The 17412-nt window shown below is 72.4% G+C and carries 19 protein-coding genes; 18 read left to right on the forward strand and 1 reads right to left on the reverse strand.

What is annotated here, in order from left to right:
- Positions 1-117 precede the first annotated feature (117 nt).
- The 17 genes from prfA (at position 118) to NP048_RS05540 (ending at position 14611) form a co-directional block, all read left to right on the forward strand.
- Complete coding sequence (gene prfA / locus NP048_RS05460; protein WP_255620463.1) at positions 118-1182, forward strand: peptide chain release factor 1; 1065 nt, start codon at positions 118-120, stop codon at positions 1180-1182.
- Positions 1179-2105, forward strand: coding sequence for a peptide chain release factor N(5)-glutamine methyltransferase (gene prmC, locus NP048_RS05465; RefSeq protein ID WP_227578469.1), 927 nt, complete (start codon positions 1179-1181; stop codon positions 2103-2105). Before prfA ends, prmC begins: the two co-directional genes overlap by 4 nt.
- On the forward strand, positions 2102-2806 hold the full coding sequence (locus NP048_RS05470) for an L-threonylcarbamoyladenylate synthase (RefSeq protein ID WP_227578470.1): 705 nt from the start codon (positions 2102-2104) through the stop codon (positions 2804-2806). Before prmC ends, NP048_RS05470 begins: the two co-directional genes overlap by 4 nt.
- Complete coding sequence (locus tag NP048_RS05475) at positions 2803-3915, forward strand: MraY family glycosyltransferase (RefSeq protein WP_227578471.1); 1113 nt, start codon at positions 2803-2805, stop codon at positions 3913-3915. The genes NP048_RS05470 and NP048_RS05475 overlap by 4 nt, the downstream gene beginning before the upstream one ends.
- Positions 3912-4373, forward strand: coding sequence for a Cg1360 family ATP-synthase-associated protein (locus tag NP048_RS05480; protein WP_227578472.1), 462 nt, complete (start codon positions 3912-3914; stop codon positions 4371-4373). The genes NP048_RS05475 and NP048_RS05480 overlap by 4 nt, the downstream gene beginning before the upstream one ends.
- A 162-nt stretch (positions 4374-4535) precedes the next feature.
- Positions 4536-5321, forward strand: coding sequence for a F0F1 ATP synthase subunit A (gene atpB, locus NP048_RS05485; RefSeq protein WP_255620466.1), 786 nt, complete (start codon positions 4536-4538; stop codon positions 5319-5321).
- A gap of 102 nt (positions 5322-5423) precedes the next feature.
- Positions 5424-5654: an ATP synthase F0 subunit C gene (gene atpE / locus NP048_RS05490; RefSeq protein ID WP_043598826.1), complete on the forward strand. Its 231-nt coding sequence runs from the start codon at positions 5424-5426 to the stop codon at positions 5652-5654.
- Positions 5651-6232, forward strand: coding sequence for a F0F1 ATP synthase subunit B (locus NP048_RS05495; protein ID WP_227578474.1), 582 nt, complete (start codon positions 5651-5653; stop codon positions 6230-6232). Before atpE ends, NP048_RS05495 begins: the two co-directional genes overlap by 4 nt.
- Positions 6232-7044 carry a F0F1 ATP synthase subunit delta gene (locus NP048_RS05500; protein WP_227578475.1) on the forward strand — a complete coding sequence of 271 codons (813 nt, stop codon included), beginning with the start codon at positions 6232-6234 and terminating at the stop codon, positions 7042-7044. The genes NP048_RS05495 and NP048_RS05500 overlap by 1 nt, the downstream gene beginning before the upstream one ends.
- A 68-nt stretch (positions 7045-7112) precedes the next feature.
- Positions 7113-8741, forward strand: coding sequence for a F0F1 ATP synthase subunit alpha (atpA, locus tag NP048_RS05505; protein ID WP_227578476.1), 1629 nt, complete (start codon positions 7113-7115; stop codon positions 8739-8741).
- Positions 8742-8743: 2 nt separating this feature from the next.
- Positions 8744-9640, forward strand: a complete 897-nt coding sequence (locus tag NP048_RS05510; protein WP_227578477.1) for a F0F1 ATP synthase subunit gamma — start codon at positions 8744-8746, stop codon at positions 9638-9640.
- A 70-nt stretch (positions 9641-9710) separates the two neighbouring features.
- The gene (gene atpD / locus NP048_RS05515) at positions 9711-11198 is read left to right on the forward strand and encodes a F0F1 ATP synthase subunit beta (RefSeq protein WP_227578478.1); all 1488 of its coding nucleotides are present in this window, start codon (positions 9711-9713) and stop codon (positions 11196-11198) included.
- A 47-nt stretch (positions 11199-11245) separates the two neighbouring features.
- Positions 11246-11533 carry a F0F1 ATP synthase subunit epsilon gene (locus tag NP048_RS05520; protein ID WP_227578479.1) on the forward strand — a complete coding sequence of 96 codons (288 nt, stop codon included), beginning with the start codon at positions 11246-11248 and terminating at the stop codon, positions 11531-11533.
- Positions 11534-11563: 30 nt separating this feature from the next.
- Complete coding sequence (locus NP048_RS05525; protein ID WP_227578480.1) at positions 11564-12013, forward strand: DUF2550 domain-containing protein; 450 nt, start codon at positions 11564-11566, stop codon at positions 12011-12013.
- Between the two features lie 28 nt (positions 12014-12041).
- On the forward strand, positions 12042-12737 hold the full coding sequence (gene nucS, locus NP048_RS05530) for an endonuclease NucS (protein ID WP_227578481.1): 696 nt from the start codon (positions 12042-12044) through the stop codon (positions 12735-12737).
- Between the two features lie 123 nt (positions 12738-12860).
- The gene (locus NP048_RS05535; RefSeq protein ID WP_227578482.1) at positions 12861-13304 is read left to right on the forward strand and encodes a hypothetical protein; all 444 of its coding nucleotides are present in this window, start codon (positions 12861-12863) and stop codon (positions 13302-13304) included.
- A gap of 59 nt (positions 13305-13363) precedes the next feature.
- Positions 13364-14611 carry an N-acetylglucosamine-6-phosphate deacetylase gene (locus NP048_RS05540; RefSeq protein WP_227578483.1) on the forward strand — a complete coding sequence of 416 codons (1248 nt, stop codon included), beginning with the start codon at positions 13364-13366 and terminating at the stop codon, positions 14609-14611.
- 31 nt (positions 14612-14642) lie between these two features.
- Here NP048_RS05540 and NP048_RS05545 read toward each other — a convergent pair whose 3' ends face one another.
- Positions 14643-15650, reverse strand: a complete 1008-nt coding sequence (locus NP048_RS05545) for a LacI family DNA-binding transcriptional regulator (protein WP_227578484.1) — start codon at positions 15648-15650, stop codon at positions 14643-14645.
- Positions 15651-15930: 280 nt separating this feature from the next.
- On the opposite strand from NP048_RS05545, the gene NP048_RS05550 reads away from it, so the two are divergent.
- Positions 15931-17379: a GH1 family beta-glucosidase gene (locus tag NP048_RS05550; RefSeq protein WP_227578485.1), complete on the forward strand. Its 1449-nt coding sequence runs from the start codon at positions 15931-15933 to the stop codon at positions 17377-17379.
- Positions 17380-17412 lie beyond the last annotated feature (33 nt).

Genomic DNA, 17412 nt, shown 5'->3' on the forward strand with positions numbered 1-17412 from the left:
CCCTCCATGGTCGTGTCCGCCCGCGCACCGGCGCTGTCGCTGTGTGCGGCCGTCGGTCGCACGGGTCGGTGACCAGTGGGAGGACAGCACGTGGAGCAGCTCGACGCGGTTGAGGCCATGCTCGTGGAGCATGCGGAGATCGAGCGCGACCTCTCCGACCCCGCCGTCCACGCGGACCCCGCGCGGGCACGTCGGCTGGGGAGGCGCTACGCCGAGCTCGGGCGCGTCGTGCAGGCCTACCGCCAGTGGCGTGCGGCCGCGGAGGACGCGCAGGCCGCCACGGAGCTGGCGGCCGAGGACGAGGCCTTCGCCGTCGAGGTGCCCGCGCTCCAGGAGGCCGCCGCCACCGCTGCCGAACGGCTGCACCGCGTGCTGGTCCCGCGCGACCCGGACGACGCCCGCGACGTGATCCTCGAGATCAAGGCAGGGGAGGGCGGCGAGGAGTCCGCACTGTTCGCGGGCGACCTCCTGCGCATGTACACGCGGTACGCCGAGCGGCAGGGGTGGAGCGTGCAGGTCCTCGACGCGACGCCCTCCGACCTCGGCGGCGTCAAGGACGCGCAGGTCGCCGTCAAGGCCCGCACCGCCGGCCCGCCCGAGGACGGGGTCTGGGCGCACCTGAAGTACGAGGGCGGCGTGCACCGCGTGCAGCGCGTGCCCGTCACCGAGTCGCAGGGCCGGATCCACACGTCGGCGGCCGGGGTCATGGTGTTCCCCGAGGCCGACGACGACGGCGACGTCGAGATCGACCAGAACGACCTGCGCATCGACGTCTACCGCTCGTCCGGGCCGGGCGGACAGTCCGTCAACACGACCGACTCGGCGGTGCGGATCACGCACGTGCCGACCGGCATCGTGGTGTCGATGCAGAACGAGAAGTCGCAGTTGCAGAACCGCGAGCAGGCGATGCGCGTGCTGCGGGCCCGGTTGCTCGCCGCCCGCCAGGAGGAGGCCGCCGCCGCCGCGAGCGAGGCACGCCGCTCGCAGGTGCGCACGGTGGACCGTTCCGAGCGGATCCGGACGTACAACTTCCCGGAGAACCGCATCGCCGACCACCGCACCGGCTACAAGGCGTACAACCTCGACCAGGTGCTCGACGGGGACCTCGGCCCGGTCATCGCGTCGGCCGTCGAGGCCGACGACGCGGCGCGGCTGGCCGCGGCCGGCGGTGGCCCCGCGTGACCGGCCCCGCCACCGCCCGCGAGACCGGACCGGGCCTGCGCGCGTACGTCGAGGGGGCCGCGACGGTGCTGGCCGAGGCGGGGGTCCCGTCCCCGCGGCACGACGCGGTCGCGCTCGCCGCGCACGCGCTGGGGCTCGCCCGCGTCGAGCTGGTCCTGCCGCCGCCGCTGCCCGAGGGATTCGCGGCAGCGTACGCGGGGCTGGTCGAGCGGCGCCGACGACGCGAGCCGCTCCAGCACATCGTCGGGCACACGGTCTTCCGGTTCCTCACCCTGCGCGTGGAGCCCGGCGTGTTCGTGCCGCGTCCCGAGACCGAGACGGTCGCGCAGCTGGCGATCGACGAGGCCGCGGCCCTCGCCGCCTCCGGTCGGCGGCCGCTCGTCGTCGACCTGTGCACCGGCACGGGCGCGATCGCCGCGTCGGTGGACACCGAGGTGCCCGCGAGCCGCGTCGTGGCCGTCGACCTGTCCGACGCGGCGGTCGGGCTGGCCCGCGCCAACGCGGCGGCCGTCGCCGGGCCCGACCTGCGGGTGGTGCAGGGCGACGTCCGCGACCCCGCGCTCCTCGCGGAGCTCGACGGCACCGTCGACGTCGTGGTGTCGAACCCGCCGTACATCCCGCCGGACGCGGTGCCCCTCGACCCCGAGGTCCGTGACCACGACCCGGACGTCGCGCTGTACGGCGGCGGGGCCGACGGTCTCGACGTGCCGCGCGCGGTCATCGCCGCGGCCGCGCGCCTGCTCGTGCCCGGCGGCCTGCTGGTGATGGAGCACGCAGAGGTGCAGGACGCCACCGCGCGCGCCGCAGCCGCCGCGACCGGCGCGTTCGTCGACGTGCGCACCGTGACCGACCTGACGGGCCGCCCCCGCACCCTCGTGGCACGGCGGGTCGCACCGGGGGTCGTGGGAGACTCGCCCGCGTGAGCCTCATCCGGATCAAGGACGCGACCGACCCCGCGACCTGGGGCCCCGCGATCGACGAGGCGGTCAATGCCGTCGGTCGTGGCGAGCTGGTCGTGCTGCCCACCGACACGGTCTACGGGATCGGTGCCGACGCCTTCGACCCACGCGCCGTGCAGCGACTCCTCGACGCGAAGGGGCGTGGGCGACAGATGCCACCCCCCGTCCTCATCCCCGACGTCCGCACGCTCGACGGGCTCGCCACCGACGTGCCGGACACCGTGCGCGCGCTGGCCGAGGCGTTCTGGCCCGGCGGGCTCACGGTGATCCTGCGGGCTCAGCCGTCGCTCGCGTGGGACCTGGGGGAGACCCACGGCACCGTCGCGCTGCGCATGCCGGACCACCCCGCCGCCCTCGCGCTGCTGCGGCGCACCGGCCCCCTCGCGGTGTCGAGCGCCAACCTCACCGGCCGGCCTGCCGCGACGACGGCGACCGAGGCGTACGACCAGCTCGGCGACCGTGTCGCGGTGCTCCTCGACGCGGGTGCCGCACCCGGGGGCGTCGCCTCGACCATCGTCGACGCCACGGGGCCGGCGCTGCGCGTCGTGCGCCTGGGTGCGGTCGACCTCGCGGCGCTCGCGGCCGTGGCACCGGTCATGGCGCCACCCGCGCCTTCGCCCGCGCCGGCTCCCGACGAGAGCCGTCCGGAGGCCCCTGCGCCGTGAGGACCTACCTTCTCGTCGCCGTCATCGCAGCGGTCGTCACCTACCTGACGACGCCGCTGGCGCGGTGGTGCGCGCTGCGGTGGGGCGCCATCACGGCGGTGCGCGAGCGCGACGTCCACGCCGTCCCGACGCCGCGCCTCGGCGGCATGGCGATGTTCGCCGGCCTGCTCGTGGCGCTCCTGATGGCATCCCAGCTGCCGTTCCTCGCACCGGTCTACGCCAACCCGCGGCCCATCTTCGGCATCGTCGGGGGTGCGGCGCTGGTGTGCGCGCTCGGCGTCGCCGACGACATCTGGGACCTCGACTGGCTCACCAAGCTCATGGGGCAGGTGCTCGCGGCGGGGTTCCTCGCGTGGCAGGGCGTGCTGCTGTACCAGCTGCCCATCGGCGGTGTGCTCGGCGGCTCGTCGCGCACGGCCGTCTTCGTCACGGTGGTGTCCGTCGTGGTGGCGATGAACGCGGTGAACTTCGTCGACGGGCTCGACGGGCTGGCCGCCGGCGTCCTCGCGATCGGGGGGGCCGCCTTCTTCCTGTACGCGTACCTGCTCACCGTCGACACGAGCGCCAACGACTACTCCAACCTGGCCACCCTGGTCGTCGGGGTGATGGTGGGGACGTGCGTGGGGTTCCTGCCGCACAACCTCTATCCGGCGCGCATCTTCATGGGCGACTCGGGCTCGATGCTCCTGGGGTTCGTCATGGCGGCGGCGGCGATCGTCGTGACCGGGCAGATCGACTACCAGGCCGTCGTCGAGCGCGTGCGCTTCCCGGCGTACGTGCCGATCCTGCTTCCCGTCGCCGTCCTGGTGCTCCCGCTGCTGGACATGGGCATGGCGATCGTGCGGCGGCTGCTGACGGGCAAGAGCCCTTTCCACGCGGACCGCCTGCACCTGCACCACCGGCTGCTGGCGCTCGGTCACAGCCACCGCCGTGCCGTGGTCATCATGTACGTGTGGACGGCGGTCCTGGCGTTCGGCGTCGCGGCGCTCGCCGTCCTGTCGACCACGACGGTCCTCGTCGCCACCGGCGTCGGCCTGCTCGTCGCGACCGCACTGACCCTCGGCCCGCTTCGCGGGCGCACCCCCAAACCCGTGGAGGCCACCCCATGACGACGGACCCCGCCCCCGATCCGGCTGCCGGCGCCGCAGCGCCCGACGCGACCGCGGCGGTGTTCCGTCGCGCACTGCGCGACACCGCCGTCCTGCTCGGGGCCCTGGCGGTGCTCGGGATCGGCATCGGAGCCCTCGTCGCCGGGCTGCCGGGCGTCTGGGGAGCCCTCATCGGCGTGGGCCTCGCGCTGGTGTTCTCCGGGACGACCGTGGTCGCGATGCTGCGCACGTTGCACTCGCCTCCGCACACGATGGCGGCCGTCGTGATGGGCACCTGGCTCGCGAAGGTCCTGGTCGTGGTGATCGTCCTCGCGCTGCTGCGTGACCTCGACTTCTACTCCCGGGGGGTCCTCGCCGCGGTGCTCGCGCTGGGGGTCGTGGGGTCGGCCGTGCTGGACTTCCGGGCGGTGAACAACGGCCGGGTGCCGTACGTCGAGCCCGGCGCCACCGGACGGTGATCCGCGTCACCACATCGCGAGCCCCGTCGGGCCGGACCTAGGTCACCCATGGGTTAGGCTTGCCCCCATCCACGACGGCTAGGTGCTGCCGGTGTGCCCGCGACGAGGCGGCACCGGACATCACGACCACAGGAGACCGCACTGTCCAGCATCGCGACGATCCTGCCGCTCGCCGCGGACGACAGCGGCTTCCACACCCCCACGATCGCCGACTTCTTCCCGGCACCGTTCCTCTTCGAGGACACCCCTTTCGAGTTCAACCGGATGCAGCTCGTCCGGGTGATCGCGACGGTCGCTCTCGTGGTCGTCATGGTGATCGCCGCCCGCAAGGCGAAGCTGGTCCCGAGCCGCGGTCAGAACGTCGTCGAGCTGCTGCTCGACTTCGTGCGCGTCAACGTCGCCGAGGACATCATCGGCAAGGAGAAGGCGCACAAGTACGTCGCGCTGCTCACGACGATCTTCTTCGCGATCCTCGCGTTCAACATCACGGGCATCATCCCCGGCCTCAACATCGCCGGCTCCTCGCTCATCGGCCTGCCGGTGATGCTCGCACTGTGGGTCTACGTCATGTACCTCGGCGCCGGCGTGCGCGCGCACGGGCTGGGGGGCTTCCTCAAGGCGAGCCTGTTCCCGCCGGGAGTGCCGCCGTTCCTCTACGTGCTGCTGACGCCGGTCGAGTTCCTCACCGTCTTCATCCTGCGCCCCGTGACGCTGGCCGTGCGACTCATGGCGAACATGGTCGCCGGGCACCTGATGCTCGTGCTCTGCTTCGCCGCGACGGACTTCTTCGTCCGCTCGATGTCGGGCATGAGCGTCTTCGCGGTGCCGAGCCTGCTCGGCGGGTTCGCGATCACGCTGTTCGAGGTCTTCGTCGCAGCGCTGCAGGCCTACATCTTCGTCGTCCTCGCGGCCGTCTACATCAGCCAGTCGATCTCCGACGAGCACTGACCACACACCCCGCGGGACTTCGGCCCCGCACCTGAGCACGAGACCCCGGCCGACCGGCCGGGGACCCAACGGAAGGAACGAGCCACCGTGGCAGACACCAGCATGATCCTCGCCGCCGCTGACGCCGTCTCCGGGAACATCGCGACCGTCGGCTACGGCCTCGCGGTGCTCGGCCCGGGTATCGGTCTGGGCATCCTCATCGGCAAGACCGTCGAGGGCATCGCACGCCAGCCCGAGGTCGCCGGCCAGCTCCGCACCACCATGTTCATCGGTATCGGGTTCGTCGAGGTCCTGGGCCTCCTCGGCCTCATCACCGGGTTCCTCTTCCAGTGAGCGGCGCCGCGGTCTCCGCGGCCGTCGTGACGGCCGCGGGCGAAGAGGTCGAGGGCATCCAGCTGCTCCTCCCGGCCGAATACGACCTGCTCTGGTCGACGATCGTGCTCGTGGTCATCGCGGTGGCGTTCTACAAGTACGTGCTGCCGAAGTTCCAGGCGGTGCTGGACGAGCGCACGCAGAAGATCGAGGGTGGTCTCGCCCTGGCGGAGACGGCCCAGGCCGAGGCGGCCGCGCAGCTGGCGGAGTACCAGCAGCTGCTGGCCGACGCCCGTGCCGAGGCGGCGCGCATCCGTGAGGACGCGCGTGCCGAGGGCGGGCAGATCCTCGCCGAGTCGCGGGCACGTGCGCAGGAGGAGGCTGCTCGCATCGCGGAGACGGCCCAGCGCCAGATCGACGCGGAGCGCCAGCAGGCGGCCGTGTCCCTGCGCGCCGACGTGGGCACGCTCGCGACGCAGCTCGCATCGAAGATCGTGGGCGAGTCGCTCGAGGACGAGGCGCGACGCTCGCGCGTCGTCGACCGCTTCCTCGACGACCTCGAGGCCAGCACCACCACGAGCGCAGGCAAGGGGAACTGATGCGCGGGACGAGTCGCGCCTCGCTGCAGGCGGCGGAGAACCGGTTCGCACCGGTCCTCCGCGCTGCCGGCGGCACGGCACGCACGATCGGCGACGAGCTGTTCGCGCTCGTCGACGCGCTCGACGGGTCGGGGTCGCTGAGCCGCACGCTGGCCGACCCGTCGCTCTCGCCCGAGGCGAAGAGCGGCCTGGTCACGCGTCTGCTCGACGGCGCTGACCCGCGCACCGTCGAGATCGCCCAGATGCTCGTGGGGTCGCGCTGGTCGGCGGACGCCGACCTCGCGCACGCGGCAGAGCGGCTCGGGTTCCTGGGGCTGCTGTCGTCCGCGCAGAGCGCCGGGACGCTCGAGCGGGTGGAGGCCGAGCTGTTCTCCATCACCCGTGCGCTGGCCGGCCAGCGCGAGGTGCGTCGCTACCTCCTGGACGACGCGTACCCCGCGCAGGCGCGTGGCGAGCTCGTCGAGCGTCTGCTCGGTCAGCAGAGTGACCCGATCACCCTGGCGGTGGCGCGCCGCGCAGCGGTCGCCCCCCGTGGGCGTCGCTACGTCACGACCCTGAACCACGTCGGTGACGTGATCGCCGAGCTGCGCAGCATGGAGGTCGCCACCGTCGTGGCGGCCTCGCCGCTCACCCCGACGCAGACGGCTCGTCTGGCGGACCTGCTCGGACGCGCCCTCGGGCGAGCCGTCCAGGTCAACGTCGTGGTGGACCCCGACGTCGTGGGAGGCCTGCGCGTGCAGTCCGGTCCCGACGTCATCGACTCGACCGTCCTCTCCCGACTCGCCGACGCACGCCGGCAGCTGGCCGGCTGACATCGCCGGAGCACCGGCCCACGACACAACGCACGCGCACGGCGCGTGCGTCAGATGAGGAGAACGCCATGGCTGAGCTGACGATCCGGCCGGAGGACATCCGCTCCGCGCTGGACAGCTTCGTGAAGTCCTACGAGCCCAAGGGCCCGGCGACCGAGGAGGTCGGACGGGTCGCGGTGGCAGGCGACGGCATCGCGCAGGTCGAGGGCCTGCCCGGCGCGATGGCCAACGAGCTGCTGAAGTTCGAGGACGGCACGCTGGGCCTGGCGCTCAACCTCGACGTGCGCGAGATCGGCGTGGTCGTCCTGGGCGAGTTCACCGGGATCGAGGAGGGCCAGGAGGTCCGCCGGACCGGCGAGGTGCTCTCGGTCCCCGTGGGTGACGGGTACCTCGGTCGCGTCGTCGACCCGCTGGGCCAGCCGATCGACGGCCTCGGCGAGGTCGTGACGGACGGCCGTCGCGCCCTCGAGCTCCAGGCGCCCGGCGTCATGGCCCGCAAGTCGGTCCACGAGCCGCTGCAGACCGGCCTCAAGGCCATCGACTCGATGATCCCGATCGGCCGCGGCCAGCGGCAGCTCATCATCGGCGACCGCCAGACCGGCAAGACGGCCATCGCGATCGACACGATCATCAACCAGAAGGCCAACTGGGAGACGGGCGACCCGAACAAGCAGGTCCGCTGCATCTACGTCGCCATCGGTCAGAAGGGCTCGACGATCGCGGCCGTGCGCAGCGCGCTCGAGGAGTCCGGCGCGCTCGAGTACACGACGATCGTCGCGTCGCCCGCGTCCGACCCGGCCGGCTTCAAGTACCTCGCGCCGTACACCGGTTCGGCCATCGGCCAGCACTGGATGTACCAGGGCAAGCACGTCCTCATCGTGTTCGACGACCTGTCGAAGCAGGCCGAGGCGTACCGCGCCGTCTCGCTGCTGCTGCGCCGCCCGCCGGGCCGTGAGGCCTACCCGGGTGACGTCTTCTACCTGCACTCCCGGCTGCTCGAGCGTTGCGCCAAGCTCTCCGACGAGCTGGGCGCGGGCTCGATGACGGGTCTGCCGATGATCGAGACGAAGGCCAACGACGTCTCGGCGTACATCCCGACCAACGTCATCTCGATCACCGACGGCCAGATCTTCCTGCAGTCGGACCTGTTCAACGCCGACCAGCGCCCCGCTGTCGACGTCGGCATCTCGGTCTCCCGTGTCGGCGGCGCCGCGCAGGTCAAGGCGATGAAGCAGGTCTCCGGCACGCTCAAGATCGACCTGGCGCAGTACCGCTCGCTCGAGGCGTTCGCGATGTTCGCGTCCGACCTCGACGCGGCGTCGCGCGCCCAGCTGACGCGTGGTGCACGCCTGATGGAGCTGCTCAAGCAGGGCCAGTACTCGCCGTTCCCGGTCGAGGACCAGGTCGCCTCCATCTGGGCCGGCACCAAGGGCAAGCTCGACGACGTCCCGATCCAGGACGTCCGTCGGTTCGAGGCCGAGCTGCTGGACGACCTGCGTCGCAACACCGACGTCCTGTCGACCATCGCGGAGACGGGCAAGCTCGAGGAAGCGACGGAGAAGGCCCTGGGCGACGCGATCGACGAGTTCCGGCTGGGCTTCCTGAAGTTCGACGGCACGCCGCTCGTGGGCGGCGGCGCCGAGGACGAGGGTGTCGAGGTCGAGCAGGAGCAGATCGTCCGCCAGAAGCGGGCCTGAGCATGGCGGGTCAGCAGCGCGTCTACAAGGCGCGGATCAAGAGCACTCAAGCGCTCAAGAAGATGTTCCGCGCACAGGAGCTCATCGCGGCGTCACGCATCGGCAGGGCGCGTGACCGCGTCGCGATGGCGACCCCGTACTCGCGGGCGATCACGCGTGCCGTCTCGGCGGTCGCGACCCACTCCGACACGTCCCACCCGTTCCTGGTGGAGCGCGAGGACACGCAGCGGGTCGCGGTCCTGCTCATCGCCTCGGACCGCGGTATGGCGGGCGCCTACTCGGCGAGCGTCATCCGCGAGACCGAGCGTCTCGTGCATCGGCTCGAGGGTGAGGGCAAGCAGGTCGCCCTGTACGTCGCGGGCCGTCGTGCGGTCGCCTACTACACGTTCCGTCAGCGCGAGCTGGCGGGGCGGTGGACCGGGTTCTCGGACGCCCCCACACCGGAGATCGCGGACGAGATCGCCGACGCACTGCTGGACGCGTTCCGCGCTCCGGCGCAGGACGGCGGCGTCGCCGAGGTGCACGTCGTGTTCACGCAGTTCGTGAACATGGTGACCCAGCGGCCGCGCGTCATCCGCATGGTGCCGCTGGAGGTCGTCGAGGGCGTCGCACCGGTGGAGGAGAACGACGCACTGCCCCTCTACGAGTTCGAGCCGAGCCCGGAGGAGGTGCTGGACGCGCTGCTGCCGCGCTACGTGCGCACGCGCATCTACGCCAACCTGCTCCAGGCTGCGGCCTCCGAGCTCGCGGCACGGCAGCGGGCCATGCACACCGCCACCGAGAACGCCGAGGACCTCATCCGCACCTACACGCGTCTGGCCAACCAGGCGCGTCAGGGCGAGATCACGCAGGAGATCAGCGAGATCGTGTCGGGCGCAGACGCGCTCGCGTCCTCCTGACCACGAACGCAGCACGACACAGACCCCAGCCGGGTGCCTGAGCGGCCCGGACGAGCGAAGCGAGGCAGACATGACCGCCACCACCGTCGACGCGACGGCCGCGAACGCCGGCACGCCCGGCGTCGGCCGGGTCGCGCGGGTCATCGGGCCCGTCGTGGACATCGAGTTCCCGCCGGACCAGATCCCCGAGATCTACAACGCGCTCGAGGTCGACATCGACCTCTCGACGCAGGGCGAGGGTGAGGCCGCCGGCGGCTTCACCATGACGCTCGAGGTCGAGCAGCACCTGGGTGACTCCCTGGTGCGCGCGATCGCGCTCAAGCCGACCGACGGCCTCGTCCGCGGCGCGCAGGTGCGCGACACGGGCCTGCCGATCTCGGTGCCAGTCGGCGACGTGACCAAGGGCCACGTCTTCAACGTCACCGGCGAGGTGCTCAACCTCGCCGAGGGTGAGACCCTCGAGATCACGGAGCGGTGGCCGATCCACCGCAAGCCCCCGGCCTTCGACCAGCTCGAGTCGAAGACGACGATGTTCGAGACCGGCATCAAGGTCATCGACCTGCTGACCCCGTACGTCCAGGGCGGGAAGATCGGCCTGTTCGGCGGCGCCGGTGTCGGCAAGACCGTCCTCATCCAGGAGATGATCCAGCGCGTCGCCCAGGACCACGGCGGTGTGTCGGTGTTCGCCGGTGTCGGTGAGCGCACGCGTGAGGGCAACGACCTCATCGTCGAGATGGAGGAGGCGGGCGTCTTCGACAAGACGGCCCTCGTCTTCGGCCAGATGGACGAGCCCCCGGGCACGCGTCTGCGCGTCGCCCTGTCCGCCCTGACGATGGCGGAGTACTTCCGCGACGTGCAGAAGCAGGACGTGCTGCTCTTCATCGACAACATCTTCCGCTTCACGCAGGCGGGGTCCGAGGTCTCGACCCTGCTCGGTCGCATGCCGTCCGCGGTCGGCTACCAGCCGAACCTCGCGGACGAGATGGGCCAGCTCCAGGAGCGCATCACCTCGACGCGCGGTCACTCGATCACGTCGCTGCAGGCCATCTACGTGCCCGCCGACGACTACACCGACCCCGCGCCGGCCACGACGTTCGCTCACCTCGACGCGACCACCGAGCTCAGCCGTGAGATCGCGTCGCGCGGCCTGTACCCGGCCGTCGACCCGCTGGCCTCGACCAGCCGGATCCTCGACCCGCGGTACGTGGGCCAGGAGCACTACGACGTGGCGACGCGCGTGAAGTCGATCCTGCAGCGCAACAAGGAGCTCCAGGACATCATCGCGATCCTCGGCGTGGACGAGCTCTCCGAGGAGGACAAGACGATCGTCGCGCGTGCGCGGCGCATCCAGCAGTTCCTCTCGCAGAACACCTACATGGCCGAGAAGTTCACCGGCGTCGTCGGCTCGACGGTCCCGGTGACCGAGACCGTCGAGGCGTTCAAGAAGATCGCGGACGGCGAGTTCGACCACATCTCCGAGCAGGCGTTCTTCAACATCGGTGGCCTCGAGGACCTCGAGCGCAACTGGGCTCGCATCCAGAAGGAGTACGGCGTCTGAGTCCTCGGACCCAGACGACGTACCGTTAGGACTGAGGAGGCAGCACGGTGGCACAGCTCGAGGTCGACGTCGTCGCAGCGGACGGCAAGGTGTGGTCCGGCGCCGCGCGTCAGGTGTCGGCGCCGGCCGCCGAAGGTGATATCGGCATCCTCGTCGGGCACACGCCGATCCTGTCCGTGCTGCGGCCGGGCGCGGTCCGCGTGCTCCCGGCGGGTGGTGGCGCGCCGCTCTCCTGGGACGTCGACGGTGGGTTCCTGTCCGTCGACTCGGATCAGGTGACGATCGTGGTCGACTCGGTCTCGAGGGCGGCGGACACCGCCCGGACCGGGCGCTGACGCGACCGGCGCCGGCGTGGAGGTCACGGCATGAGCGGTGCGGCGTGGGTCGCCGTGGTCGTGGCATCGCTGCTGGTCTGTGCGTGCGTCGTCGCAGCGCTGTGGCTCTCGCGGACCCGCACGCTCGCCCGCCGGGTGGGGGCCTTCTCGTGCGTCCTGCGCGAGGTCGACCGGCGTGGCAAGACGTCGTGGGCGCGCGGCGTGGGGCAGTACGGTGCCGTGACCCTCTACTGGTGGCGGCGGCTGTCGATCATGCCGCGGCCCGCTCGGCGGTGGTCGCGCGGCAGCATCGTGGTGCTCGAGCGCACGCCTGCGCCGCCGGTGCAGGGCCGTCCGCCGGCCGTCGTGGCGCGCTGCCGCGTCGTCCCGTCCTCCGGAGGCGCACCCCGGGAGGTCCGGCTGCGGATGTCCGTCGACGCGTACGCGGGCTTCACGTCATGGCTCGAGGCGACGCCCTCCCGGGTCGGCAAGGTCATCTGAGTTCGGAAGCAACCGGAGGAGAGCGCGCATGCGCCTGGTCGTCGCGGAGTGTGCCGCGCGGTACACGGGCAGGCTCGCGGCGCACCTGCCACGCGCCCGTCGGCTCGTCGTCGTCAAGGCGGACGGGTCCGTGCTCCTGCACTCGGACGGCGGTTCCTACAAGCCGCTGAACTGGATGAGTCCTCCCTGCTCGCTCGTGGTGGGTGAGCCCGACGCGGACCAGCGCGCGGCGGGCGTGACGCAGGTGTGGACGGTGCAGCACGCCAAGTCCGACGACCGTCTCGTGATCGACCTGTACGACGTGCACCACGACAGCGCCCATGAGCTCGGTGTCGACCCGGGCCTGGTGAAGGACGGTGTCGAGGCGCACCTGCAGGAGCTGCTCGCCGCGCAGATCGTGCTGCTCGGGACGGGCCACACACTGGTGCGCCGGGAGTACCCGACCGCCATCGGACCGGTCGACATCCTCGCCAAGTCCCCGGACGGGGGCACGGTGGCGGTCGAGATCAAGCGCCGGGGCGACATCGACGGCGTCGAGCAGCTCACGCGCTACCTGGAGCTGCTCAACCGGGACCCCCTGCTGAGCCCGGTGCGCGGAGTCTTCGCGGCCCAGGAGATCAAGCCGCAGGCGCGCGTCCTCGCGGTGGACCGTGGCATCTCCTGCCTCGTCCTCGACTACGACGCGATGCGTGGTGTCGACGATGTCGACTCGCGGCTGTTCTGAGCACACCCCGCGTCGCTCGCGCCTTGGACCTGGCCCCGTGAGCGTGTTCAATCGGCCGGTGAGCACCCAGCCGGCCGTCGCGACGGCCACCGGCCCAGGCCGCCACGTGGCAGCGGTGCGCGCGTGACCCGGCACTGGACCTTCCCCGCCGTGGCGGGGGTGGCGGCCGCCGCTGTGACGGTGTGGCTCGTGCGGGCGGTCGCCGTCCTGGTGGCGGACGGCCCGAGCGCCTCGGCCGTCACGGTGCCCGCCCTGTGGCTGCTGTACGCGGCCGGTCCTGCCGTGCTGTGCGCCGTGCCGCTGGTGCTGCTCGCGCGCGGACTCCTGGCGCGCCTCGGCCGGTCGGTCGGTGTCTACACGTTGATCGGCCTGCTGGGCGGCGCCGTCGTGGGCGTCGTGCAGACTGGCGTGCTGCTCTCGTCGTGGCCGTGGGAGCTGGCCGGCGGGCTGCTGTGGGACATGGTCGGGCTGCCGACGGTCGGTGGCGTCGTCGGTGGTCTGGTCGCCGGTCTCGTCGCCCGGCGCCGGAACCCGCAGGGAGCTCCCGGAGCGGCACGCGGGCGCTGACGGCGCGCCCCGCACGGGGACGTCCCCGGCGGCGGTGGGACCTGGCGGGAGGATGGGGCATGGCAGTCGGACCCTCGGAAGCTCCCGGCGCGCTCACGGTGCGCGGTGACGTGGTGACGCCGAGCGGCGTGCTGCCCGATGGGCTCGTCGTGGCTCGTGACGGACGGGTCGTGTGGGTGGGGCCTGCGGACGACGCACCCCTGGGGGACCTGCCGCCCGCGCCGCCCGCGGGGACGCGTGTGCTGCCCGGGCTGGTCGACCTGCACTGCCACGGCGGCGGGGGAGCGAGCTTCCCCGACGCGACGGGGCCCGACGACGTCCGCCGCGTCGCGGACGAGCACCTGCGCCACGGGACGACGACGCTCGTCGCGTCCCTCGTGACCGCTCCGCGGGCCGTGCTGCTCGCCCGTACCGCGCTGCTCGCGGCGGCCGCGCGAGAGGGTGTGGTGGCCGGGATCCACCTGGAGGGGCCGTTCCTCTCCCGCGCGCGCGCCGGGGCGCAGCACCCGGACGACATGGTCGACGGTGACGCGGACCTGGTCCGCGAGCTGGCTGTCGCGGCGCAGGGGCACCTGGTCTCGATGACGCTCGCGCCGGAGGTCCCGGGGGTGGCGGACGGGGGTGACGACGTCCTGGCCGCGCTCGTGGCGGCCGGTGCGCTGCCGTCGGTGGGGCACACGGATGCGTCCGCCGAGCGCGTCGACGCCGCCGTCGCTCGCGCGTTCGACCTGTTGGCGACGTCGGCCCGGGCACGCGGCGCACGCCCGACGGCGACGCACCTGTTCAACGGCATGCCCCCGCTGCACCACCGTGATCCGGGACCGGTGGCTGCGTGCCTCGGCGCCGCAGCCCGCGGCGAGCTCGTCGTCGAGCTGGTCGCCGACGGCACCCACCTCGCGCCGGCGACCGTGCGGGCCGTCATGGAGCTCGTGGGGCCGGACGGCGCCGTGCTGGTCACGGACGCCATCGCGGCCGCGGGGATGGCCGACGGCGACTACCGCCTGGGACCGCAGGGCGTGCGGGTCGAGGGCGGTGTGGCCCGGGTCCTCGTGGACCTGCCGGGGGGTAGGCCCGGAACCGGCGCGATCGCCGGCGGCCTCGCGCACCTGCTCGACGTCGTGCGCGCGACCGTCGCGGCCGGGGTTCCCCTCCTCGACGCGGTCCGGGCGGCGTCGGCGACGCCGGCGCAGGTCCTGGGGCGCCACGACGTGGGTGCGCTGGTCGCGGGCCGGCGGGCCGACCTCGTGGTCACGACGGCGGACCTGCGTCCCGTCCGCGTCGCGCGTGACGGGTCCTGGGTGGCCTGAGGTCCGTGCCTCCGAGCGCTGCGGATCCCGGTCAGGCAGGGCGGGCCACGGTGCTCCCGCGCTCGACGAGCCGAGGTGCGAGCAGCCGCGTCTCGGCGGGCTCGTCGCGCACGACCCGTGCCATGGCCATCTCGACGGCGACCTCACCGATGGCCTGCGCCGGGATGTCGATGCTCGTCAGGGGCAGCAGCTGACCCAGCGCGACGTCGGACGGGCAGAGTGCGACGACGGAGACGTCGTCCGGCACGTGACGACCCCGTTCCCGGAGCGTGGCCAGCACCCAGGGCAGCGCGACCTCGTTGTGGACGACGAGCGCGGTGACGTCGGGCAAGCGCGCCAGGACCCGGTCGACGGCGTCGGACGCGCCGGCGGTCGACGCCTCGCAGGCCTCGACGACGCCCTCGAGGCTGCTCTCGGTCACGCCGCGGGTGAAGCCCTCGATCATGCGCTCGGCGTACGAGGTGTGACGTTCCATCACGGCACGCGGCGACCCGATGAGAGCGATCCGGCGGTGGCCGAGGCGCGCGAGGTGCTGCGCCGCGAGGCGACCGGCGGCGGCGAAGTCCAGGTCCACGCACGACAGGCCCTCGGGGTCGCGCGGCAGGCCGATGAGGACGGCGGGCTGGCTCAGGCCGGTGAGGACCGGCACGCGCGGGTCGTCGGCCTCGACGTCCATCATCACCAGCGCGTCGACCATGGAGCCGGAGGCGACCCGCTCCATGTCGGCGATCTCGTCCGACGTGAGCAGGAGCACGTCGTGGCCGTAGGTGCGGGCCGCGGACACGACGCCGGTGACGAACTGCATGATCACGGAGAAGTTGACGTCGACGCGCAGCGGAGCCATGAGGCCGAGCACGTCGGTCCGGCTGGAAGCGAGGGCCCGGGCCCCGGCGTGCGGCCGGTAGCCGAGGTCACGGATGGCACGTTCGACCCGCTGCCGCGTGGGCTCCGAGATGGGTCGCTTGCCGGACAGCACGTAGGAGACGGTCGAGGTCGAGACCCCCGCCGCCCGTGCCACGTCGTCGATGGTGGTGGCCACGTCGCTCCCGTTCGTCACGTGCCGCTGGCGCCGCGGCACGTCTACCCCCTGGTTCGGCTCACCCTAGCGCGCGACGGTGGGCCGTCCCGGGGCGCGGCCCCTACGGTGGGGGTGGTTCCTGCACCTGTCTCGCGCCGCGAGTCGTCCCAGGGGTGCGGGAGCGATCCCAGGCTGTGTATCGTATCGATTCGATCCGCGCGGCACCGATGCCGTGCGTGAGCGTCAGAGACCTTCCAGGTCCGCCGAACCCTCGACCCGCCCACCTCTCGGAGGCCATGCCATGACCCGCACGACGAGGCCGTCCGGCCGCCAGTTCCCCGGCGACTTCCTCTGGGGTTCGGCGACCGCGTCGTACCAGATCGAGGGGGCGGTCGACGAGGACGGCCGCGCCCCGTCGATCTGGGACACCTTCTCCCACACGCCTGGCAAGGTGCTGGACGGTGACACCGGTGACGTGGCGGTCGACCACTACCACCGGGTTCCCGAGGACGTGGCCATCATGCAGGACCTCGGTCTGCAGGCCTACCGGTTCTCCGTCGCCTGGCCGCGCATCGTCCCCGCGGGCACCGGTGAGGTGAACCAGGCCGGCCTGGACTTCTACTCCGACCTCGTGGACCGGCTCGTCGCCGCGGGCATCGAGCCCGTGGTGACGCTGTACCACTGGGACCTGCCGCAGGCGCTCGAGGACGAGGGCGGGTGGACCAACCGCGCCACGGCCTACGCGTTCGCGGAGTATGCCCGCATCGTCGCCCGTGCGCTGGGCGACCGCATCCACCTGTGGACCACGCTCAACGAGCCGTGGTGCTCGTCGTTCCTCGGCTACGGCTCAGGGGTGCACGCCCCCGGTGTCACGGACCCGGCGGCGGCCCTCGCTGCCGTCCACCACCTCAACCTCGCCCACGGTCTCGCGGCCACCGCGATCCGCGAGGAGCTGGGCGCGGACACCCCGGTCTCCATCACGCTCAACCTGCACGTCACGCGCGCGGCGTCCTACGACCCGGCCGACATCGAGGCCAAGCGCCGGATCGACACGATCGCGAACGAGGTCTTCCTCGGGCCGCTCCTCGAGGGCGCCTACCCCGAGCGCGTGTTCGCGGACACGGCGTCCGTCAGCGACTGGTCGTTCATCCAGGACGGCGACCTCGAGCTCATCCAGGTCCCGATCGACCTGCTGGGCGTCAACTACTACTCGACCGGGCGCGTGCAGCACGGCACCCCGCCCGTCGGTGACGGCACGCCGGGTCCCGACGGTCATCGCTCGTCCGAGGTGAGCGCCTGGGTCGGGGCCGACCAGGTCGAGTGGCTCAAGCAGCCCGGCCCGTACACGGCCATGGGGTGGAACATCGAGCCCCAGGGCCTCGTGGACCTGCTCCTCGAGCTGCACGAGCGCTACCCGGCTCTGCCCCTCGCCGTGACCGAGAACGGCGCCGCGTTCTACGACACCGTCACCGAGGACGGCCGCGTCCACGACGCGGAGCGCGTCGCCTACCTCCACGACCACCTCGACGCCATCGGCGAGGCGATGGACAAGGGCGTCGACGTGCGCGGCTACTTCGTGTGGTCGCTCTTCGACAACTTCGAGTGGGCGTACGGGTACGACCGCCGCTTCGGGGTCGTCCACGTCGACTACGACACCCAGGTGCGCACCCTCAAGGACTCCGCCCGCTGGTACCGGGAGCTCGTCCGCACGGGCGAGATCCCCACGCCGGAGTCCGCCGCCACCCTGTGACGCCCCGCCGCCCTGGGCTCGTTCGTCTCCTGG

Origin of the sequence: Cellulomonas xiejunii, from assembly GCF_024508315.1 — a bacterium.
In the GTDB taxonomy this organism is placed as follows: Bacteria; Actinomycetota; Actinomycetes; order Actinomycetales; family Cellulomonadaceae; genus Cellulomonas; species Cellulomonas xiejunii.

What these genes read in the sequence shown, in the direction of transcription:
- NP048_RS05500 (WP_227578475.1), top strand. Translation starts at nt 6,232, where the DNA reads ATGCGCGGGACGAGTCGCGCCTCGCTGCAGGCGGCGGAGAACCGGTTC.
- atpA (WP_227578476.1), top strand. Translation starts at nt 7,113, where the DNA reads ATGGCTGAGCTGACGATCCGGCCGGAGGACATCCGCTCCGCGCTGGAC.
- atpE (WP_043598826.1), top strand. Translation starts at nt 5,424, where the DNA reads ATGATCCTCGCCGCCGCTGACGCCGTCTCCGGGAACATCGCGACCGTC.
- NP048_RS05525 (WP_227578480.1), top strand. Translation starts at nt 11,564, where the DNA reads ATGAGCGGTGCGGCGTGGGTCGCCGTGGTCGTGGCATCGCTGCTGGTC.
- prfA (WP_255620463.1), top strand. Translation starts at nt 118, where the DNA reads ATGCTCGTGGAGCATGCGGAGATCGAGCGCGACCTCTCCGACCCCGCC.
- atpD (WP_227578478.1), top strand. Translation starts at nt 9,711, where the DNA reads ATGACCGCCACCACCGTCGACGCGACGGCCGCGAACGCCGGCACGCCC.
- NP048_RS05550 (WP_227578485.1), top strand. Translation starts at nt 15,931, where the DNA reads ATGACCCGCACGACGAGGCCGTCCGGCCGCCAGTTCCCCGGCGACTTC.
- NP048_RS05540 (WP_227578483.1), top strand. Translation starts at nt 13,364, where the DNA reads ATGGCAGTCGGACCCTCGGAAGCTCCCGGCGCGCTCACGGTGCGCGGT.
- NP048_RS05480 (WP_227578472.1), top strand. Translation starts at nt 3,912, where the DNA reads ATGACGACGGACCCCGCCCCCGATCCGGCTGCCGGCGCCGCAGCGCCC.
- NP048_RS05510 (WP_227578477.1), top strand. Translation starts at nt 8,744, where the DNA reads ATGGCGGGTCAGCAGCGCGTCTACAAGGCGCGGATCAAGAGCACTCAA.
- nucS (WP_227578481.1), top strand. Translation starts at nt 12,042, where the DNA reads ATGCGCCTGGTCGTCGCGGAGTGTGCCGCGCGGTACACGGGCAGGCTC.